Annotated in this window: 9 protein-coding genes; 3 read left to right on the top strand and 6 right to left on the bottom strand. The window is 43.9% G+C overall.

The features are described from left to right. Positions 1–594: 594 nt before the first annotated feature. Together MsAg5_RS01430 and MsAg5_RS01425 are read right to left on the bottom strand one after the other, a co-directional pair. Positions 595–3,573 carry an STT3 domain-containing protein gene (locus MsAg5_RS01430; RefSeq protein WP_338098834.1) on the bottom strand — a complete coding sequence of 993 codons (2,979 nt, stop codon included), beginning with the start codon at positions 3,571–3,573 and terminating at the stop codon, positions 595–597. Between the two features lie 145 nt (positions 3,574–3,718). Then, a complete protein-coding gene (locus MsAg5_RS01425; RefSeq protein WP_338098837.1) occupies positions 3,719–4,405 on the bottom strand; it encodes an IS1595 family transposase in 687 nt (228 codons plus the stop codon). A gap of 270 nt (positions 4,406–4,675) precedes the next feature. Here MsAg5_RS01425 and MsAg5_RS01420 point away from each other — a divergent pair, with 270 nt between their 5' ends. Further along, on the top strand, positions 4,676–6,217 hold the full coding sequence (locus tag MsAg5_RS01420; protein ID WP_338098833.1) for a flippase: 1,542 nt from the start codon (positions 4,676–4,678) through the stop codon (positions 6,215–6,217). Between the two features lie 110 nt (positions 6,218–6,327). Here the strand turns inward: MsAg5_RS01420 and MsAg5_RS01415 are convergent, their stop codons facing one another. From MsAg5_RS01415 to gdhA, 3 genes are all read right to left on the bottom strand, one after another. Continuing rightward, entirely contained in the window at positions 6,328–6,681 is a 354-nt protein-coding gene (locus tag MsAg5_RS01415; RefSeq protein WP_338098836.1) for a HEPN domain-containing protein, read from the bottom strand. A gap of 70 nt (positions 6,682–6,751) precedes the next feature. Beyond that, the gene (locus tag MsAg5_RS01410; protein ID WP_338098832.1) at positions 6,752–7,129 is read right to left on the bottom strand and encodes a hypothetical protein; all 378 of its coding nucleotides are present in this window, start codon (positions 7,127–7,129) and stop codon (positions 6,752–6,754) included. 346 nt (positions 7,130–7,475) lie between these two features. Continuing rightward, positions 7,476–8,819, bottom strand: a complete 1,344-nt coding sequence (gene gdhA, locus MsAg5_RS01405) for an NADP-specific glutamate dehydrogenase (RefSeq protein WP_338098831.1) — start codon at positions 8,817–8,819, stop codon at positions 7,476–7,478. A gap of 489 nt (positions 8,820–9,308) precedes the next feature. Between gdhA and MsAg5_RS01400 the strand changes: the two genes are divergently transcribed. After that, positions 9,309–12,335 (top strand): SpaA isopeptide-forming pilin-related protein, encoded by a 3,027-nt coding sequence (locus MsAg5_RS01400; protein ID WP_338098830.1) that lies wholly within the window; start codon positions 9,309–9,311, stop codon positions 12,333–12,335. A 474-nt stretch (positions 12,336–12,809) separates the two neighbouring features. Then, on the top strand, positions 12,810–15,464 hold the full coding sequence (locus MsAg5_RS01395) for a vWA domain-containing protein (RefSeq protein ID WP_338098829.1): 2,655 nt from the start codon (positions 12,810–12,812) through the stop codon (positions 15,462–15,464). 206 nt (positions 15,465–15,670) lie between these two features. Here the strand turns inward: MsAg5_RS01395 and MsAg5_RS01390 are convergent, their stop codons facing one another. Continuing rightward, positions 15,671–17,125 (bottom strand): right-handed parallel beta-helix repeat-containing protein, encoded by a 1,455-nt coding sequence (locus tag MsAg5_RS01390; protein ID WP_338098828.1) that lies wholly within the window; start codon positions 17,123–17,125, stop codon positions 15,671–15,673. Positions 17,126–17,423: the final 298 nt, after the last annotated feature.

Here is a 17,423-nt window from a genome sequence, read left to right as displayed (position 1 = left end):
CCGTTTTGCATCATCTGTTTCTGAACAATACAGGTTTTTCCTGTTCCCGTTTTGCATCATCTGTTTCTGAACAATACAGGTTTTTCCTGTTCCCGTTTTGCATCATCTGTTTCTGAACAATACAGGTTTTTCCTGTTCCCGTTTTGCATCATCTGTTTCTGAACAATACAGGTCTTTCTTGTTCCCGTTTTGCATCTTCTGTTTCTAACAATACAGTTTTTTTCTGTTTCCGTTTTGTACCTTTCAGTTTCCAACAATACAGTTGTTCACTTGTTCCAATTTGTACCTACTATTAACTATTCCAATCTCAAAAGCGTGCGGTATCCGTTTAAACAGACGCAAAGCGTCTGTTTAAACGGGATGGTTTGCTTGGAATGATGAAAAAAGTGAACCTCAAATCTTAAAGAACAAAAATAAAAAAGCAGACACCTATATTTTAAAGAAAATTAAACAAAAATCACCAACGGGTTTTGAAATCCAAACGAAAAATGCGTGCCATAACGCGCGCGCCGCCCGCTCGCCACAAAAAAATGAAAAAAAGAAAAGAAGAAACCGGAAAATCCCGGTTTCATTTTTTAAATTTTATTCTTTGAATCAGGTCACTTGAACCGTTTGTCCCTGCAAAACCGCTTGCTCGGAAACCTCAACCTTTTTGGTTGCGCCGTCGGCTGTCAGCGTGTACGCGCCGGTCGGCTTGACGACGAAGTTGGTTTGTCCGGAAATCGGTCCGCTTGTGGAATACGGCACAGTGAACGAATATTGTCCGTTTGCGTCGGCTGTCGTTTCCTGAGAGTAGGTGAACGTCCGTCCCTGGTTAGTTTGAATCGTCGTGTAGATCGAAACCGTCGAGTTCGGCGTTGCCGTTCCGGTCACATTGGCGCCCTTCACGTATTCAAAGATTTTCACGTATCCGCTGCTCTGGTTGCTGATGTTTGCGGTGTGCAGGTAGTTGTACAAATTCTTGTAGTAAATTTCCTGCTGCCGCATGTTGCCGTTGTCCATTTCGGATTCGTAAACCATGCGGTATTGCTTCATGTGCTGGGCGTCAAACAAGTGCAGCTGAACAACTTGGGAGTTGAAGTAACGGTCGCTGCCGATTAAGGTGATATTTCCTTCACTGGTCGGCACCGTCACGGTGTAGCCGGTCGTGTCCAAAGTCCACGCGGTCATCGCATAGAATTTGCTCATCCCCGACGCCATCTCAATGTCCGTCACAATGTAGCGGGCGCCCGACATGTTTTCGCGCGGGTCGATGGCTTCCAAGTAGTAGGTGGCCATCGATTCGTTTTCCGCCGTAAAGTACGGGGCAGATCCCGGAATCATCGGGTCCGTCACATTGCCGCGGCGTCCACCGACACCGAACTGGAACGGATTGGAGTTGGGCATACGTTCGCCGATCACTTCAATCCAGTGACCGTAATCCCACCACGACATAATACCGTAACAGCCGTCCGGATAATCAAACGGCACTGTGCTGACTTGGTTTTCATAGAACTCAATACCGGATCCGGAAACACGGTCTGCTTTGCCGTCGCCGTCTAAGTCAACGAACGGTTGCGTGTATGTGCCGTACGGATCAAGCGTCGGCGTCGGCGTGTTGTTGGCCATCCAAGTGGTGGCGTTAATCCACGGCATGTTCGGGCCGCCGGTTCCGTACGTGTATTGAACGGTCATCAGAGCGGTCGGCACCAAAATGATCAGGAGCGCGACAACCATAATGACTGCGCCGGTGATCGCTTTTTCAGACGTCGATTTCTTCTTGGGTTTGGCCGGCTGGCGGGCCGCTTCGGACCGGGCAGCCTGCTTAGCAGCTTTGGATTCCGGGCGGTGGCCTTTCGAGTCGGCTTTTTCAGCGTGAACCGGTTCCGGTTTCGCGTCAGCCTTTTGGCTTTCGCCGCTGCCGTTCATCTTGCCCAAAATATCTTTTTTCCATTCGGCGGCCGCCACGTCTAACTTGTAGTAGTGGGCCAGCTCGTACAGAAGGTACATCGCCAAAATGATAATCGGAACAATGAAGTAGTACGCAAAACGGTTCTGCTGAACCAGCGCCCACAAAATGACCATCGTCCAAACGACCAAGAAGATGTGTTCCATCTTATTGTCTCGAATGGCTTTGTAAGTCAAAAGCGGAAGCGCGATCAGCCAAATGTATCCGAAAACGGAGAAGCTGCCGTAAAGTTTGACGAATCCGTCGCCGGAAACCATCATCAAAATCAAGAACGCCACGGTCCAGCAAATCAGATAAACCGCTTTGGTGTAGTCTTTCTTAATGTACGGCGTTCCCAAGAACGGCAGGACGATTAAGAAGACGGCGATCAATGCCGTAAACGCAATCGGCGGGATGGATGTTCCGAAGAACGGCGAAGCTTCGCCGATCGTCAGCGCGCCGCCTGTTCTCGTAAAGAAGCCGACGACGCCGAAAACCGCGTTTTTGACGGTATCGGAAATCAAACTGCCGGCAATAGCGGCCGCGGCGCCGAGAACGATCAAAATAACCGGGTAGTAGAGCCGGTTAAGGTTTTTCTTCTCCAGCAGGTAGGACAAAATCGCCATGGCGAGAATCGCAATCAATCCGGCGCTGAGCGCTAAAATGTGAAGGGATTTGTATTCGCCAATCTGCGGGGTGATGACCACCAAGATCAAGTTAATGGCAAAGATGATCATGCCGGTAATCGCAATGAAGACCGTGCTTTCTTTTCTCATGTGGTTGGCCATCATTTGAACGACCACGAAAAGGCCGATCATAAACGCAAAGAGAAGCGCGCCTTCCCAAATGAGGGCGTAAAGGCCGAGGAAAATACCCGTTAAGACCGCATACGGAATAATCGGTTTTAAAGCGGACACATTCTTGTTTTTCAAATCGGCATACGTAATGACCTTGTCTTTCGCCTTCAACAGCGTGACAATTAAGAAGAAAATGGCGATGGAGCTGAACAGAACTTCGGCAATGTGGTGGTCGGAGAATCCGATAATACTTCTGGACAAAATCTGTCCGGGCACAATCGCGACGAAGAACGCGGATCCGAGACCCACGGCGCGGCTGTTAAAGATTTTCTTCGCGACGAAGTAAATCACAATCACGCAAAGCGCTGCCAAAAGACAGGGCCAGTAGGCGAAAATTGTCATCGCGTAATCGGAAGACGTGTTGCCGGTCAAGAATTGAAGAATCTTAATAAAAGTCGCCGCCATCATGTCAAAAAGTGGTGCGAACGCTTGGTTGGTGCCGTACGGGTAAGTGGTGGACGGGTCGAACCAGGACATGTGCGGATAATTATGAAGCAGATAGTCGATGTTTCTCCAGTGGTACCAAGGATCGTTTTCACCGAGCCGGATGAACCCGTTGCTTAAAAAAACGCCCTCGCGGGGAGCGATACGGATGACAAACGCCAAAATTGCGGAAATCAAAAGCAAAACACCGTAAAAAACGCTTGTTAAGATGGAACTTTTGTCTCCGAGGTATTTGTGCGCCAAGTCATCAGATTTTGAATCTTTGTGAGCCGTTTCGGTTGAAACCGGCGCCGCCGGTTTTTCGTCAACCGGTTTTGCGGGCTCATGATTACTTTTCTGTGCCAATTTTATACCTCTCAAATCATTGGTATGATTAAAATTAAACCAATAAAATAAAAAATAAAAACAATATGAAGTCAAACTCCAAATAAAAAGCCAATATTCAGGCAAGTTATTTAATTCTATTTATTCTCTACGAATTTGTTTTGGGTCATGATAAGAATAGAGGATTTTCTCTGATAATTTCCAGGATTTTCAGATATAAATTCTCATTCCTATAATTGTACCTAAATTCACATTCTTTTAAGTAAAGATTAAAATATCTTTTATCAATCCCTCTGTACTTACTCATTCTGGTTTTAGAAAAACCCCAGAATCCTTCAATCCCATTAATATGGGATTTTCCATTGACAAATTCATCTTTTCCATGGTCCACACGATAGTGTTTATCATATCCCACATCAACCAATCCATCATATCCGTGCCAGTTGTCAGAGTAAATAACACTATCCGGCTCAACTTTTCCTTTAATGATTGACTGTAATGTTGATTTGGAACAATCCGGAACGATTTCCGTGTAAACCTTCCCTTGCCGTTTTACTAATCCAAATACGATTGTTTTGCTGCCGGCACCGCGTCCTCTCTTTCCCTTTACACGTTTTGGGCCAAAGTAAGACTCATCAACTTCAACTTCTCCCTGAAAAGGAGATTCCAATTCACAATATTCGGCAATCCGCTCGCGGATTGCCATCAAATATCGGTTGATGGTAACCCGACTTAAACCAACAATTTGGGATATTTGGGTTGCATCCAGATCTAAGGCAAAAAGCTTCACAATTTGCCGAAATTTGGATTCAGAAATTTTAGAACGGTAAATGTATTTGTTTTTCATCTGCATGATCATGATTTGAACACCATTTTATTTGGTTGTTCTTATCGTGACCCTTTGTTTTTACATTCTTTTGACTTCCGTTTCTATTTTTTTGATTTCTTTTTTCCCGCCTTTTCCATCTTTTCCATCTTTTTCATCTTTTTTATTTTTTTCATCCTTGTCCATTCTTTTGTTTCCTTTTCCATTCCTTTGACTTCTGCTTGATTTCTTTTGACTTTCCTTTTTGCCGGCAGCAATCCCCAACTGTTAAATACCTTCACGGCGGTTTAAAAATGGATGGCTCAGACGGCAGACATTTTTTCGAATTTCGGAAACAGAGACAAAAACAGAGGTCAAAGCGGCGGTTCCGGCCGCGACGACGCTTCCAAGCGTTCACAAACGCTTCGGACTCAATCGCTCGTGTCGCTGATTTCCCAATTCGGTTTGACAGCCATCGGGTTTCTAAGCACGATTTATTTTACAAGGACGGTCGACCCATCGATTGTCGGCGTTTACTTTTTATTTTTCTCTTACAACGCGCTGTTTTACCTGTTTTCCGAAAGCGGAATCGGTGAAGCCGGCGTCAAACTCATTAGCGAAGGCCGGACGAAAAACGAATATTATTCGGCGTCCATGGTCTTGCGTCTGGTTTATTTGATGCTGGTCGTTGCGCTGCTGCTCATCTCGTCGGTCCTGTTTCCGGAATCCACCATTGTTAAAACCGGTATCCTCTGGTGGATTATCGCCGCCCTGCTGATCGATTATTTCTACAACAGCCGGATTTACGCGGCGTACAGCGACGGCAAAGTCAACGCGTTTCAAGTGTCGCTTTTCTTGAATACGGCGGTCCGTTCCCTGTTCCAAATTGTTTTCGTCTGGCTCGGATACCATTCATTCGGACTGATGGGCGGATTTTTGGCCGGTATGATTGCGGCCGCCGTTTTCGCACAATTCTACACGAGTTTGAAGCTGGTGACATTCTCCAAAGATATTTTTAAGCGCTTGTTGACCTACGCCGTTCTCATCTTTTTAGTGATGAGCTGCTATCTGGTCTATCAAAATATCGACGTCGTATTCATCGGTGAATATCTGGGTGAAACCGAAGCCGGTATTTACCGGATCGTTTACCAGTTTTCCATGCTGGCCGGGCTGGCCGCCATCTCGATGAAAGCGGTCCTGTATCCGAAATTCAGCGCCTGGAATGAAAACGGCCAAATCAAAGAAATTACAATCGGTCTACAGGTGGGGACGAACATTTCTCTGATGTTGGCGATTCCGATCTTTTTCAGCTTTTTGGTTCTCGGGTCCGATTTCATTTCCCTTTTTTACGGAGCAGCTTACATGCCGGGCGTCGTTCCGCTTTACTTGCTGTCGTTTATTCAAGTCATTACCGTTTTTATGTATCTGCAAGGCATTTGCCTCAACGCCGTCAGCCACCCGAAATTCGCGTTCCTGTCCATTGCCGCCGGCATTTTGGCAAACATTGTTCTCAACGCGGTTTTGATTCCGGACTACGGTATGGAAGGCGCAGCAATCGCCACGATTATTGCCATGACCCTCAACTCGGTTTTATCGTACCTCTTCCTCAAAAAAGTGATTCCGGTGTCATACAACTGGAAATCGGCCGCCAAAATGGTTGCAGCGTCCCTTATTATGTGCGCATTCCTGCTGACGGTCACGTATTTCATCCCGGTTTCAAACATTCCTTGGCTGCTTGTCGTTTTTACGGCCGGCGGGCTCTTGTACGGTTTGATTTTGTTGAAAATAGACAAGCCGGTTCATGATGAAGTGGCAAGCATGGTGAAATCGTTTGGCGTTCCTTGGCCGAGATGGCTGTAAGGGTCAATTGTTTTCAATTATGAATAAAAATGACGAATAAAGTTGGAGCTGTAATCGTTTTTTAGAATGAATGTTTATGTTATGAGAAGGCATTTTTAACTGAAACGTAATTAATTGAGTTTTGAAAATATTTTCATGGAATGCGTAATCGCGTCTTTTGCTTGTTCTTTAATTGGCATTTTGAATTCTGCCGGTATGTCATAATCACTGATCGTTCTCCATTTTTTCAATTTAAACAAATACTCGCCGATATATCGAATCGTGCCATCTTTCGAATTTTTATAAAAATCAGCTAAATTCGTATGATCTTTTCCGGTTTTTGAGCAGACGAAATTCATGTTTTCAGATGCGTAAATTCTTGCTTCCAAAAACGCGGCGTAGTAAGCTCTTCCAATTGCTGTCCTGTAAGCGGAATCAGGCATGGGGTAATCATTTTGGGCTATTTTAAATAAATATTTGGCCATGTGCAAAAAATGAATCGGTTTAAATTCATTTTCTTTTTTCGCGTTTGTTTCTTTTTTCATCGTTTTTACCTCAATATTTTTCATATTGTGTAATCAAAAAAAAGCAACTTGCTGTCGTTCCGTACATTCTTCGTGCTTCTTCACAAATGCCGATCATTTCATCACTCAGTTCGATGCCACTCTCTGCAATCGGAATCTGAATCTCCAAAAAGTGACAATCATATTCCACTTCGATTTTCATTTGTCCCAACAACCGCGGCCCGTATTTTTCTTTGACGGCGCGGGTGACGTACCATAAAATCTCAGAAAAATTCGGTTTTTTGGAATAATAAAACCAAATCTGATCGACATCTTTCACAAAGAATTGCGTGTCTTTTTGCAGTTCGCTTAAAACCGATTTCAGTTTTAAATCGGCAGGCATATTTGATAATTCAAGTTCAATCGCCATTTTCTTTCCTCCTTATTTCGTGCATTAAACTTCAGCCGGCTTTGAAAGTTTAATAATCAGAAATATTTGGGGGAAGTATTTATTCTTTTGTATTTTTTTGCCGATGTTGGTTCCGAAATAATGCCTGCGGCTATCTATTATATATTTCCAAAAAGGTGAAATTCGGTATTTTTTTGTTTAAGCCGGCTGCTTGGTTTGAAATTTCTGCGAAAACGTGCTGCTTAACGCGCGCGCATGCCGCCCGCCAAAAACCAAAACAAAACAAGCAAAAAACGCAAAGAAAGAAAAAAATTGAAAAAAAGAAAAAAGGAAAAGAAATATTCTTTTCCGATTCGGTTGATTGATTTTAAATTAAACCTTGTCCCATCATAGCGGTGGCGACTTTCATGAAACCGGCGATGTTGGCGCCGACCACGAGATTGTCTTTGTAGCCGTATTCGTCGGCGGACTTCTTGGCGTTCTTGAAAATGTTTTTCATGATGCCTTGGAGTCTTTCGTCGACTTCTTCAAAGGACCAGCTCAACCGGAGCGCGTTTTGCGTCATTTCCAAACCGGAGCAGGCCACACCGCCGGCATTGGCGGCTTTGGCGGGTCCGAAGTAAACGCCGGCGTCGATGAACGCTTTCATGGCGTCTAAGGAACAGGGCATGTTGGCGCCTTCCACGACGTATTTTACGCCGTTTTGGATCAATTTTTGAGCGGCCGCCAAGTCTAATTCGTTTTGGGTGGCGCAGGGCAATGCGACATCGCATTTCACGTCCCAAATGTTGGCGCAGCCTTCGAAATACTCGCCGCCGCAGCGGTTGACGTATTCTTTAATTCTGAGGCGCTCGACTTCTTTGATTTGTTTGACGGCTTCCAAATCAACGCCGTCTTTACAATAAATATATCCGGCGGAGTCGCTGCAGGTGACGACTTTGGCGCCCATCTCTTGCGCTTTTTCAATGGCGTAGGTGGCCACGTTTCCGGAACCGGAGATGGCAACCGTCTTTCCTTTCATGGATTCGCCTTTGTCCTTCACCATTTCGTTGGTGAAATAAAGGAGACCGTAACCGGTGGCGGGGGTGCGTCCGAGACTGCCGCCGAACGTCAGGCCTTTTCCGGTCAGCACGCCTTGGCTGCTGGAGTTGGATAATTTGCGGTACATGCCGTACATGTAGCCGATTTCACGTCCGCCGACACCGATGTCGCCGGCCGGAACGTCCACATCGGGGCCGATGTGTTTGTACAATTCAGACATAAAGCTTTGACAGAAGCGCATGACCTCAGCGTCGGTTTTGCCTTTCGGGTCAAAGTCCGAACCGCCTTTTCCGCCGCCCATGGGCAGGCCGGTGAGGGAATTCTTGAAAGTTTGTTCAAATCCAAGGAATTTGATAATGCTTTGGTTCACGGACGGGTGGAAGCGGAGTCCGCCTTTGTAGGGTCCGATCGCGCCGTTGAACTGAACGCGGAAACCGCGGTTGACATGGATTTTTCCGGCGTCGTCCATCCACGGGACACGGAAGGAAATCGCGCGCTCGGGCTCGACAATTCTTTCCAGGATGGCGGCGTCCATTAAATCCGTTCTTTTCTCAAAGACCGGCGTTAAAGAGTGAAGCACTTCGGCAACAGCGTTGTGGAATTCAGTTTCTCCGGGGTTTCGGCGCTTAACTTCTTCCAAAACCGTTTCGACGTAATTTTTAGCGTCCATTTTTATAACCTCAAATTATACAGTTTTGTTATTGTTAATAAATGTAATCATTGAATCCCAAATATTAAAAATTATCAGGGATGATATTGTTAACCTTAACGTCAACTCGTTTCATGTATTCAAATGAAACGGTTTACATTTAATCTTCAAAATTATTCAATGTATGAAAACATATGAATGAGACACATATGAATGAAATACATATGAATGAGACACATAGTATGAGAACCATAGTATGAAAAACATATTTATGAGATAGATATGATTAATATACTCTCATTCTCAACGATGATTTAATTTTGATCTTGTTTTCGTTTTGGCAGATTTGGTCTGCTTCATTTAATCTTTTCCTTTTTCTGATCAATTTTCTTTTTTCTGATATCGAACTATTTATATTATCATTTATATATTTTTGAAACTTGGCAATTATACGAATCAACTACCAATATGTTTGAGATAATATTATATACTCTGGTGAAATGTTATTATTTGAACATTTGTTCTAAAAAAGGCATTCTCAAAATAAATTATCATTTATCAAAAAATATTCAAAATTTCTTAACAACGTCAAAACTGTGGGTTGACACAATGAAAAATACACTTCAATTAACAGCTTTATTTTTCGTTCTTTTGTTCCTGGCCGCGCCGTTGGCGTCTGCGGCCGGAACAATCACTGTAAACGATAATGGTGTGAACAAAAACACACTTATTCAGATGACAAATACATGTTCGGATCCGACATCCAGTGGTTATGATTTAGTCGGACCTGTGGCATCCGGGACGATTACCGTTATTGATAACGGAAATCTGACGAATGGTAAAAAAGCGACTTTGACAGATTTGGTGACGATCAATAAAGATGTCGTGAAGAACGGCACCGATTATGATGTTACAATGACGGTTGATGTTACGCCGGCTGAATTGACGTATAACCCGCCGCCGAAACTGGATGTCATTATCGTTCTTGACGTGACAAGCAGCATGACCAATAAGAGGTATATGGAATTTGAGGGAGAAACAAAAGTCCGAATGGATTACGCTCTCGATGCGCTGGTTAATGCTTCAGAGGAGATTTGGGCCGAAAATCCGGAATCTACTGTTACTATTATCCCTTTCCAAGCGGATTATTTTGAACCACTTCCTACAGGTGGATTGTTATTTAGGGGAGCAACAGCTCCGGTATATGATGGTGGTGGAATATTGGTCAGTGCCAATGATGGCAAGCTTTTAAATTACAACTATTATAAAGTAAATGGAAGTGTTGATCCTGTAACATTTAAAGCGGCAATCCAAGCACTTAATACAACCACATATAATCCTGTAGAAGATCAAAATGAAAAAATCTCCGGAGGAATTGTCGGAAGCGGTACGAATACAGAGTCGGGATTATGGTTAGCCAATGAATTTTTGACGGATGGCACTATCCCCACAACAGATGCAAATGGGGCAATTCCTCAGAAGAATCGTGTTGTTATTCTGATTACGGATGGAAATCCAAATTATGGTTATGACCATGGTAACAACAATGCTGTAATATGGAATAGTGGCAGGCCGAGTGTATTGAGATGGCATGATCAAGTTGGAGATTTGGCTACTTCCATTAAAGATCCGAGCGGTGGAAATGCTATTCTTTATGTAATGGGAATCGGGCACCTATATCCTATCTTTAATAATGATGGTTTTGCAGGGTATAATTCGACAAATACTTGTGCAGAGGGTGGAACTGGAGATCCATATACTGGCGGAACTGGTACGACAGATGCAGTTAATTATCCCGCATGTACTGAACTCGTCGATAATTCCGGATCATGGTTGCCGGCAAACGGCTGGACCTATTTTAATGTCACTAAAGAATTAAAAACGTTGGCAAGCAGTCCGGCTCACTATTCTGATCCGTCAGATTACAGCAGCATTGGTCCCCTGTTGCTTGGTGCTGTCACTTCATCAACACACTTCTGGGCGCCTGTTGACGATTTATATGTCTACGACAAGGTCAATGATGGCTCGTTTGATTACGTCGCTAGCTCTGTAAAGATTGAACGCATTGTTGATGGCAACGCACCTGTTAATGTTACATCATCTACAGCTTTCACAGATGCCGGTGGTGTATTGAATATCAGTCTCGGTGCAAATCCGATTTCAAGCGGTGTTCCATTGACATCGTCCTCTAAGACACAATACATTATTACTTACCAAATTACACCACAAGCCAGTGTTCAAGGAGATCACCTACACACCAGCATCGATAACAGAAGTTATGTGAGTTTCATTGCACCGGATCACATAGAGTCCAAAACAAATATCTCTGTTTACACAAACCTGAATAACATTTACTATGTTCCGTTTAATACGCCAACAGTTCCGATTGGATCTGTTTCCATCCAAAAATACGTCAGTACTGATGGAATCTACTGGGCGAAATCCATCTCTTTGCCGAAAGAAGGCGGTACGGCTTATTACAAGATCGTTGTGACAAACGGATATGATAGCACGATTACGTTAGATCGTGTCAATGACAAAGTAGGCGGAACAAATCAACTAACAATTTTCAACGATAAGATTGGCAGCAATTTGCTTGAAAAAGCAGGTGTCGAGATTGATGGTAATTCGGGTGCTTTGCCCGTCTTAGCGTTGGGCTCCGGTCAATCCAGTGTTGTTACTTACGAAACGGATTACACATCGTCGGGTACTTACAAAAATATGGTCGTTGTCAAAGATTGGGAATACTACAATTCGACACCATCCGGTGACTACGACGATCCACTAAACGGCACTCTTAAAAACTCAACCGCAACCGTCACAGTCGCTTCCCCCGGAGGCGGCGGCAGTGAAGGCAACGCGACTGTTGTTCCGACCGACAACACAACACCTCCGTCTGTGGCCGAAGGTTATGAAAGCGACAACAACACGACGCAATTGATCATTGAAAAAGTGGACGGCGCCAATACATCCAAGAAATTGACGGCGACGTTTGAAATCCGCGACGCCAACGGCAGCTCTTTCAATCCGAAAATGGTGTACACCACCAACCAATCCGGACATACCGAAAAGATCTACCTGACGCACGCCACGACGTACACCATCTTTGAAACATCTGCGCCGGCCGGCTATGTGCCGATTGACGGCAGCATCAAAGTTGTTGTCAATGACGATTTGACGATTGCGCCGATTGACGGTTACACGCTGACCAACAACAGCGGCGTTTACACGCTCACCATTCCGAATGAGGAAAGCTGCGCGCCGTTTGCCTACACGTGGGTCTTCTTGCTGGTGATTGCTTTGGCACTGGTTCAAAGCGCGTTCCTTTACAAGAAGTATAAGGCGGCTTTGCCGAACAAATGGTGGATCATTCTGGCGATCATGCTCGTCTTGGTCATTGCGACGTCCATCTTCATCTACGCCAACCACTGCGCTCTGAGCAATGTGTGGATTTGGCTGCCGGTCATTCTGGCCTTGTTGATGATCCCGGTGATTTATTTGTACAACAAATACGTCCCGGTCAAGTTCAAGGTGTAAAAACATCATGAACAATTCAATTTAAAACAAAAACGGTTTTTAAAAAACAAAAGAAAAACAGACGAAAAACAAAAACGACAGCAAAATCAACATAAAAGCAACTACAACATAAAAGCAAAATCAAAAAGAAAGTTGAACCGGCAATCATCCGACGGCCGGTTCTTTTTTTAATTCTTCTTTCTCTTCTTTTCTCTTCTTTTCCTCTCTTCTCTTTTTTTCTTTCTTCCTTTTTGAAAAGTTACGCATTTAATCAAATTATATTATATTAGTTTATTAATAATTGTTATTAATTAGTAATTATTTTATTAAACTATTAATATTTCGACGATAGCATTATATATTTCAAATATTTATTATCATTCTATCATTGGTTTTGAATTTAATTCCAAAATACTAGAAATGTAGGTTTGTAATATGGGTCTCATAAATATGCGTATCATTAGGTCTATCGCCTTATTTTTCGTTCTCTTGTTCTTGGTCACGCCCTTGGCATCGGCTGCCGGTTCCTTAATGGTTTACGACGATGCGAGCGATCCGTTGACGGAACATGCAACAGTCAGCGTTCCTTATATGGACTGTACGGATTTGACATCTTCCGGATATGATTTAACAGGTCCGGTTTTCTCCGGAACGATCACTTTGGTCGATAATGGAAGTTTAGCGACGAACAAAAAAATCAATGTCACCGATTTGGTTGTGATTAACAAAACTGTTTTGAAAAATACAACCAATGCCGACGAATACGATGTGACGTTGACGATTGATGTTGATCCGGTCGAAATGACCTACTACCCGCCGGAAGCCAAGAATTTCATTTTTGTTCTTGACATAACAAGCAGTATGGTTTCAGAAGATTACAAAGACTATGAGGGCGAATCTAACGTTCGCATGTATTATGCGACAAGGGCTTTGAAAAACGCATCAAAGGAGATCTGGGATGCAAATGCCAGTTCAACAATTACAGTCATTCCTTTCTCAAAAAATTATTATGAACCTCTCAAAAAAGAAAATACAGTAAACAAGGGATTAAGGAATAACAACGGCAACACTTTGTCGAATACACAATACAATTACTATAAAGTTGAAAGCGCTGACAAAGTTGAGTTCTATAAAGCAATTGATGATTTAAACAGAAGTTTCGATAACGAAGGTTCAACAGGCGTTGATCCCAAGTACGGTAAAGCGCTCATCGGAACGGGTGGTACAAACGCCGAATCCGGATTATGGTTGGCAAATAAATATTTGAATGATTCAGTTGAATTCTCCGGAGATAATGTTGTTATTTTAATTACCGATGGAAACTCGAATTATTATGACAAAGGGGCAAATACGAACTATAATAATCTCTATCCTGCAAGTGTTTCGGGTTTCGGTTACTCCCGGCGCGGAATTATTGAATGTCACAGGAGGGCCCAAATTCAGGCGGATATCATTAAAGATCCCACTCAGGGGAATGCATTACTTTATGTGATGGGAATCGGACATTTATATCCGGTATTTAATGAATCTGCTGATTGTGATATGGATGATATTCCGGTTCCTCCGGCTCAATATTACGATGACGCCAGATTTCAAGGATATAATACATCGCCAATCGAAAGCTGGGGAACAAATATTATGGGCGTTCGGACGTTCTGTAATATTTCTGAACTTTATTACAATAACAGTGATGGTCAATGGTGGCCGATTCAGGCGGTTAATGTTTGGACTTATTTGAACACAACCAAAGAACTCAAAAAATTGGCTTCCGATCCGTCTTTTTATATGGATCCAACGGAATACAGCAGCATCGGTCCTTTGTTGGTAAGTTCGGTTAACTCCGCTGCGACAAAATTTTACGTACCGGTAGACAATTTGTATGTGCAAGATTCAGCAGACCCGAATTTCACCTACGTTGCAGGTTCCTATTCCGCGATGGTTTATGTGGATGACAACCCGGCCGGCACGGATATTACAAGCGATTTTGATGGCGTGACAAGAGATGTGGTTTCCGTTTCCGGAAATACGCTGCAGTTCCAGCTTCGAGATGATTATGAAAATCAAGCCGTTGTTGAAAACATCCCACTCACAAAGAATTCGCATACGAAATACGTGATCACTTATCGGATTGAGTTGACCGGAACGCCGGCTTCCACAGATCATTTGCACGTGAGCGACGATAATATGTGTTTTGTCAATTTTACGGCGCCGGATCATACGGTTTCCGATTTGGCAGTTTACGACTATCCGTCCAAAAACACATACTACCTTCCGTTCAACACACCGACGATTCCGATTGACGCCGTCGCCATCGACAAAATTGTCAGCACGGATGGAATTCGCTGGGGGAAAGAAGCCGAACTTCCGAAAGGTGGCGGCGACGCTTACTACAAAGTGACCGTCACAAACGGATACCCGATTTCGAAAGATTTGGCCATGGTCGCCGATGAACTTGGCGGAACGGATCCGGTACTGGTTTATGTGAGTGCGAACGACTTGCTCGTTGATACAACAAACGTCACTTTAACAGGTGGCAATTACGTTGCCGGAACCGGGCTGACGCTCACCAGCGGTGAATCTGCCACGCTCACTTATACAAAAACATATACGTCCGCCGGTACGTACAAAAATATGGCTGTCATCGAAGACGACGACGGTTCCGGTGTTTTCAAAAACTCAACCGCAACAATCACCGTCCCGAAATCCGGCAGTGGCGGCGGCGAAGGTAACGCCACAATTATCCCCAAAAACGATCCGGTCGGTTTTGAACCAACCGTTGACCCCGACGTCAAACCACCGGCCGTTGATGAGCCGGTTGTCGTCGACGCCGGCTGTCCGGTGTTCCATTGGTGGTGGCTCTACGCCTTGCTTTTGGTTTTGCTGGCCGTCCAAGTCGGATTCCTGTACAAGCGGTACAAGGATGACCCGGACATTGACAACGACAGAATCAGCAACAAGTGGTGGATCATCACTTTGGTGTGGATTTTCGTTCTGTTCTGCACAGCGGTGTGGTTCTACGTTTACTACTGTCAGCTGAGCGATTGGTGGATCTTGCTGCCGGTCTTGTTGACGTTGCTGCTCACGCCGGTGATGTATTTGTACAACAAATACGTGCCCGGCCGCAGCCGGTATAACAAACCGCTGCCCTAAATTCAATAAAAAAATTCAAAAACGGATGACAACCATACAGGCAAAAAAGACCAAAGCCGGCGTCAAAGATGACGCCGGCTTTTTTTATTGAATTTTAGGATGAGAAAAGCTGAAATTGGTGTTGAAAATAATTGGTGTTGAAAATAATTGGTGTTGAAAATAATTGGTGTTGAAAATAAATAAAAAGAAAGGGAAAATCCCTTTCCTTAACTGTTTTTCGGTTTGTACACGTAGAAGTAATAGTATGCGCCGGCAGCGACAATCAAAATCACGATGATTGCGCCGATCACGTACCACATGTATTGGTCCCACCAGCTTTCGCTGCTCGGAGTTGATGTGTTATTGGGCGTGGTATTCGGCGACGTGTTGGATGTATCGGAAGTGTTTGTCGGTGGTGTTGTGTTGTTTGTTGTTGTATCGTTGGTCGTTGTGTTGTTTGTTGTGGTGTTGTTGGTTTGAGTCGTGTTCACAACAGTGGCTTGTCCGGTGCCGCCGCCTGAGCCGGCCGGCGGCGGAGTAACGGTAACGCCTTCTTCAACGGGCGGGTCAATGCCCGGGGCAGGCGTTAAAATTCCGATAATCGTCGGGTTTCCGGACCCCACAATTGTGATATTTGCAGGGATTGTGACGTTTCCGACATTGAAGTTTCCGGCCGGAACATTCACTTCATTTCCGTCAACGGATTCTTCTAAAAGTTTAGACAAAACGGAACCGTTTTGTGTTTCCGTATTGTTGATATTTAATGTCACAAGTTTTGTGGACATTGGGGTTGTTGTGTCGTCCTCAACTCCTCCCGGGCCGCTATTTGAAACAACGACGGACATATTATTCAAATCAATGTTTGAGGGGACGTCCGTATTACTCCGAATTTCAGATGCTGAAGACGTGTTGTATTCTTCAAGCGTAATCGGGTTTATTTCCAGGGACTGAATACCGGAGATGTCAATATCAGCCGTTGGCATATCATAGGCGTCTCCTTGCGGCTTGTTGTTGACGTTTACACCGCCCCACGAATTGTTTTGGGTAACGGTGTTTAAAACGGTGACATTATTTCCTTGAGTGATTGTCAGGCCAAAAGCGCCGTTGTTTATAGCGGTGAGATTTGTGTAACTGCAATTAGTGTTGCGGCTGAAATCAAAAGCTGTTTTATTCATGTTTGTGGCTGTGACATTGTCGAATATAATGTTGTGTCCGCCCAGTCCGGTGTTGTAATCAATTTGGACCCGGAATCCGTAATCTGCCGTATTTGTGCCGTCAAGAGTGACGTTTTTGATCGTCGTCCGGTTGGATTGGATTTTAAAACCATCCGTCACTCCGGTTAATTGAATCACCGGCGAAGCGCCGGCATCATTTGTTACCGTGATTCCTTCTTCGGATGACAAAATCAAATATTGAGTTGCGGTGTAGGGTCCGTTCGTCAAAAGAACAGTTGTATCGGACTGTGCGCTTAAAAGAACTTCGTCCAAAAGATCAAGAGCTGTTACTTTAACGAATTGGTTTGGTTGGGCAACGTCTTCCCATGCGGTTAAATTTGAATTGTCGTCGACGATATAAGCGGTGTCGGCGGATGTTCCGTCTCCCGAAAGAGCAGCGGCTGTTCCGGTCAGCGCCATAAGCGTCAATAAAAATATAATAATCGGGGTCAATCGTCTCTTTATCAATTATATCCCTCCTTTAAACTATAGGATTATATCTCTACTATTATCTCACAGATATAATTCTATGAATTATTCTATATTTTTAAAATTATATATATTTATTCAGATAAAATTTTTATTAAATATATACGTCATTAGTCACGGTTTTGATTTTTTTCTTTTAATATAGATTCCGTTTTTCGACGTTTATTTTTGACGCAATTTTTTGCCGATTTGAAATTTGCACGGCCTCTATACAACGTTTTTCAAAAATCAATATTATGTGGCTGTTTATTATTTAATTTTATATATATATATGTTA

Origin of the sequence: Methanolapillus africanus, from assembly GCF_032714475.1 — an archaeon.
GTDB lineage: Archaea > Halobacteriota > Methanosarcinia > Methanosarcinales > Methanosarcinaceae > Methanolapillus > Methanolapillus africanus.
This window is presented reverse-complemented; position numbering and strand designations above follow the sequence as displayed.

What these genes read in the sequence shown, in the direction of transcription:
- MsAg5_RS01425 (WP_338098837.1), bottom strand. Translation starts at nt 4,405, where the DNA reads ATGCAGATGAAAAACAAATACATTTACCGTTCTAAAATTTCTGAATCC.
- MsAg5_RS01415 (WP_338098836.1), bottom strand. Translation starts at nt 6,681, where the DNA reads ATGGCCAAATATTTATTTAAAATAGCCCAAAATGATTACCCCATGCCT.
- MsAg5_RS01410 (WP_338098832.1), bottom strand. Translation starts at nt 7,129, where the DNA reads ATGGCGATTGAACTTGAATTATCAAATATGCCTGCCGATTTAAAACTG.
- MsAg5_RS01420 (WP_338098833.1), top strand. Translation starts at nt 4,676, where the DNA reads ATGGCTCAGACGGCAGACATTTTTTCGAATTTCGGAAACAGAGACAAA.
- gdhA (WP_338098831.1), bottom strand. Translation starts at nt 8,819, where the DNA reads ATGGACGCTAAAAATTACGTCGAAACGGTTTTGGAAGAAGTTAAGCGC.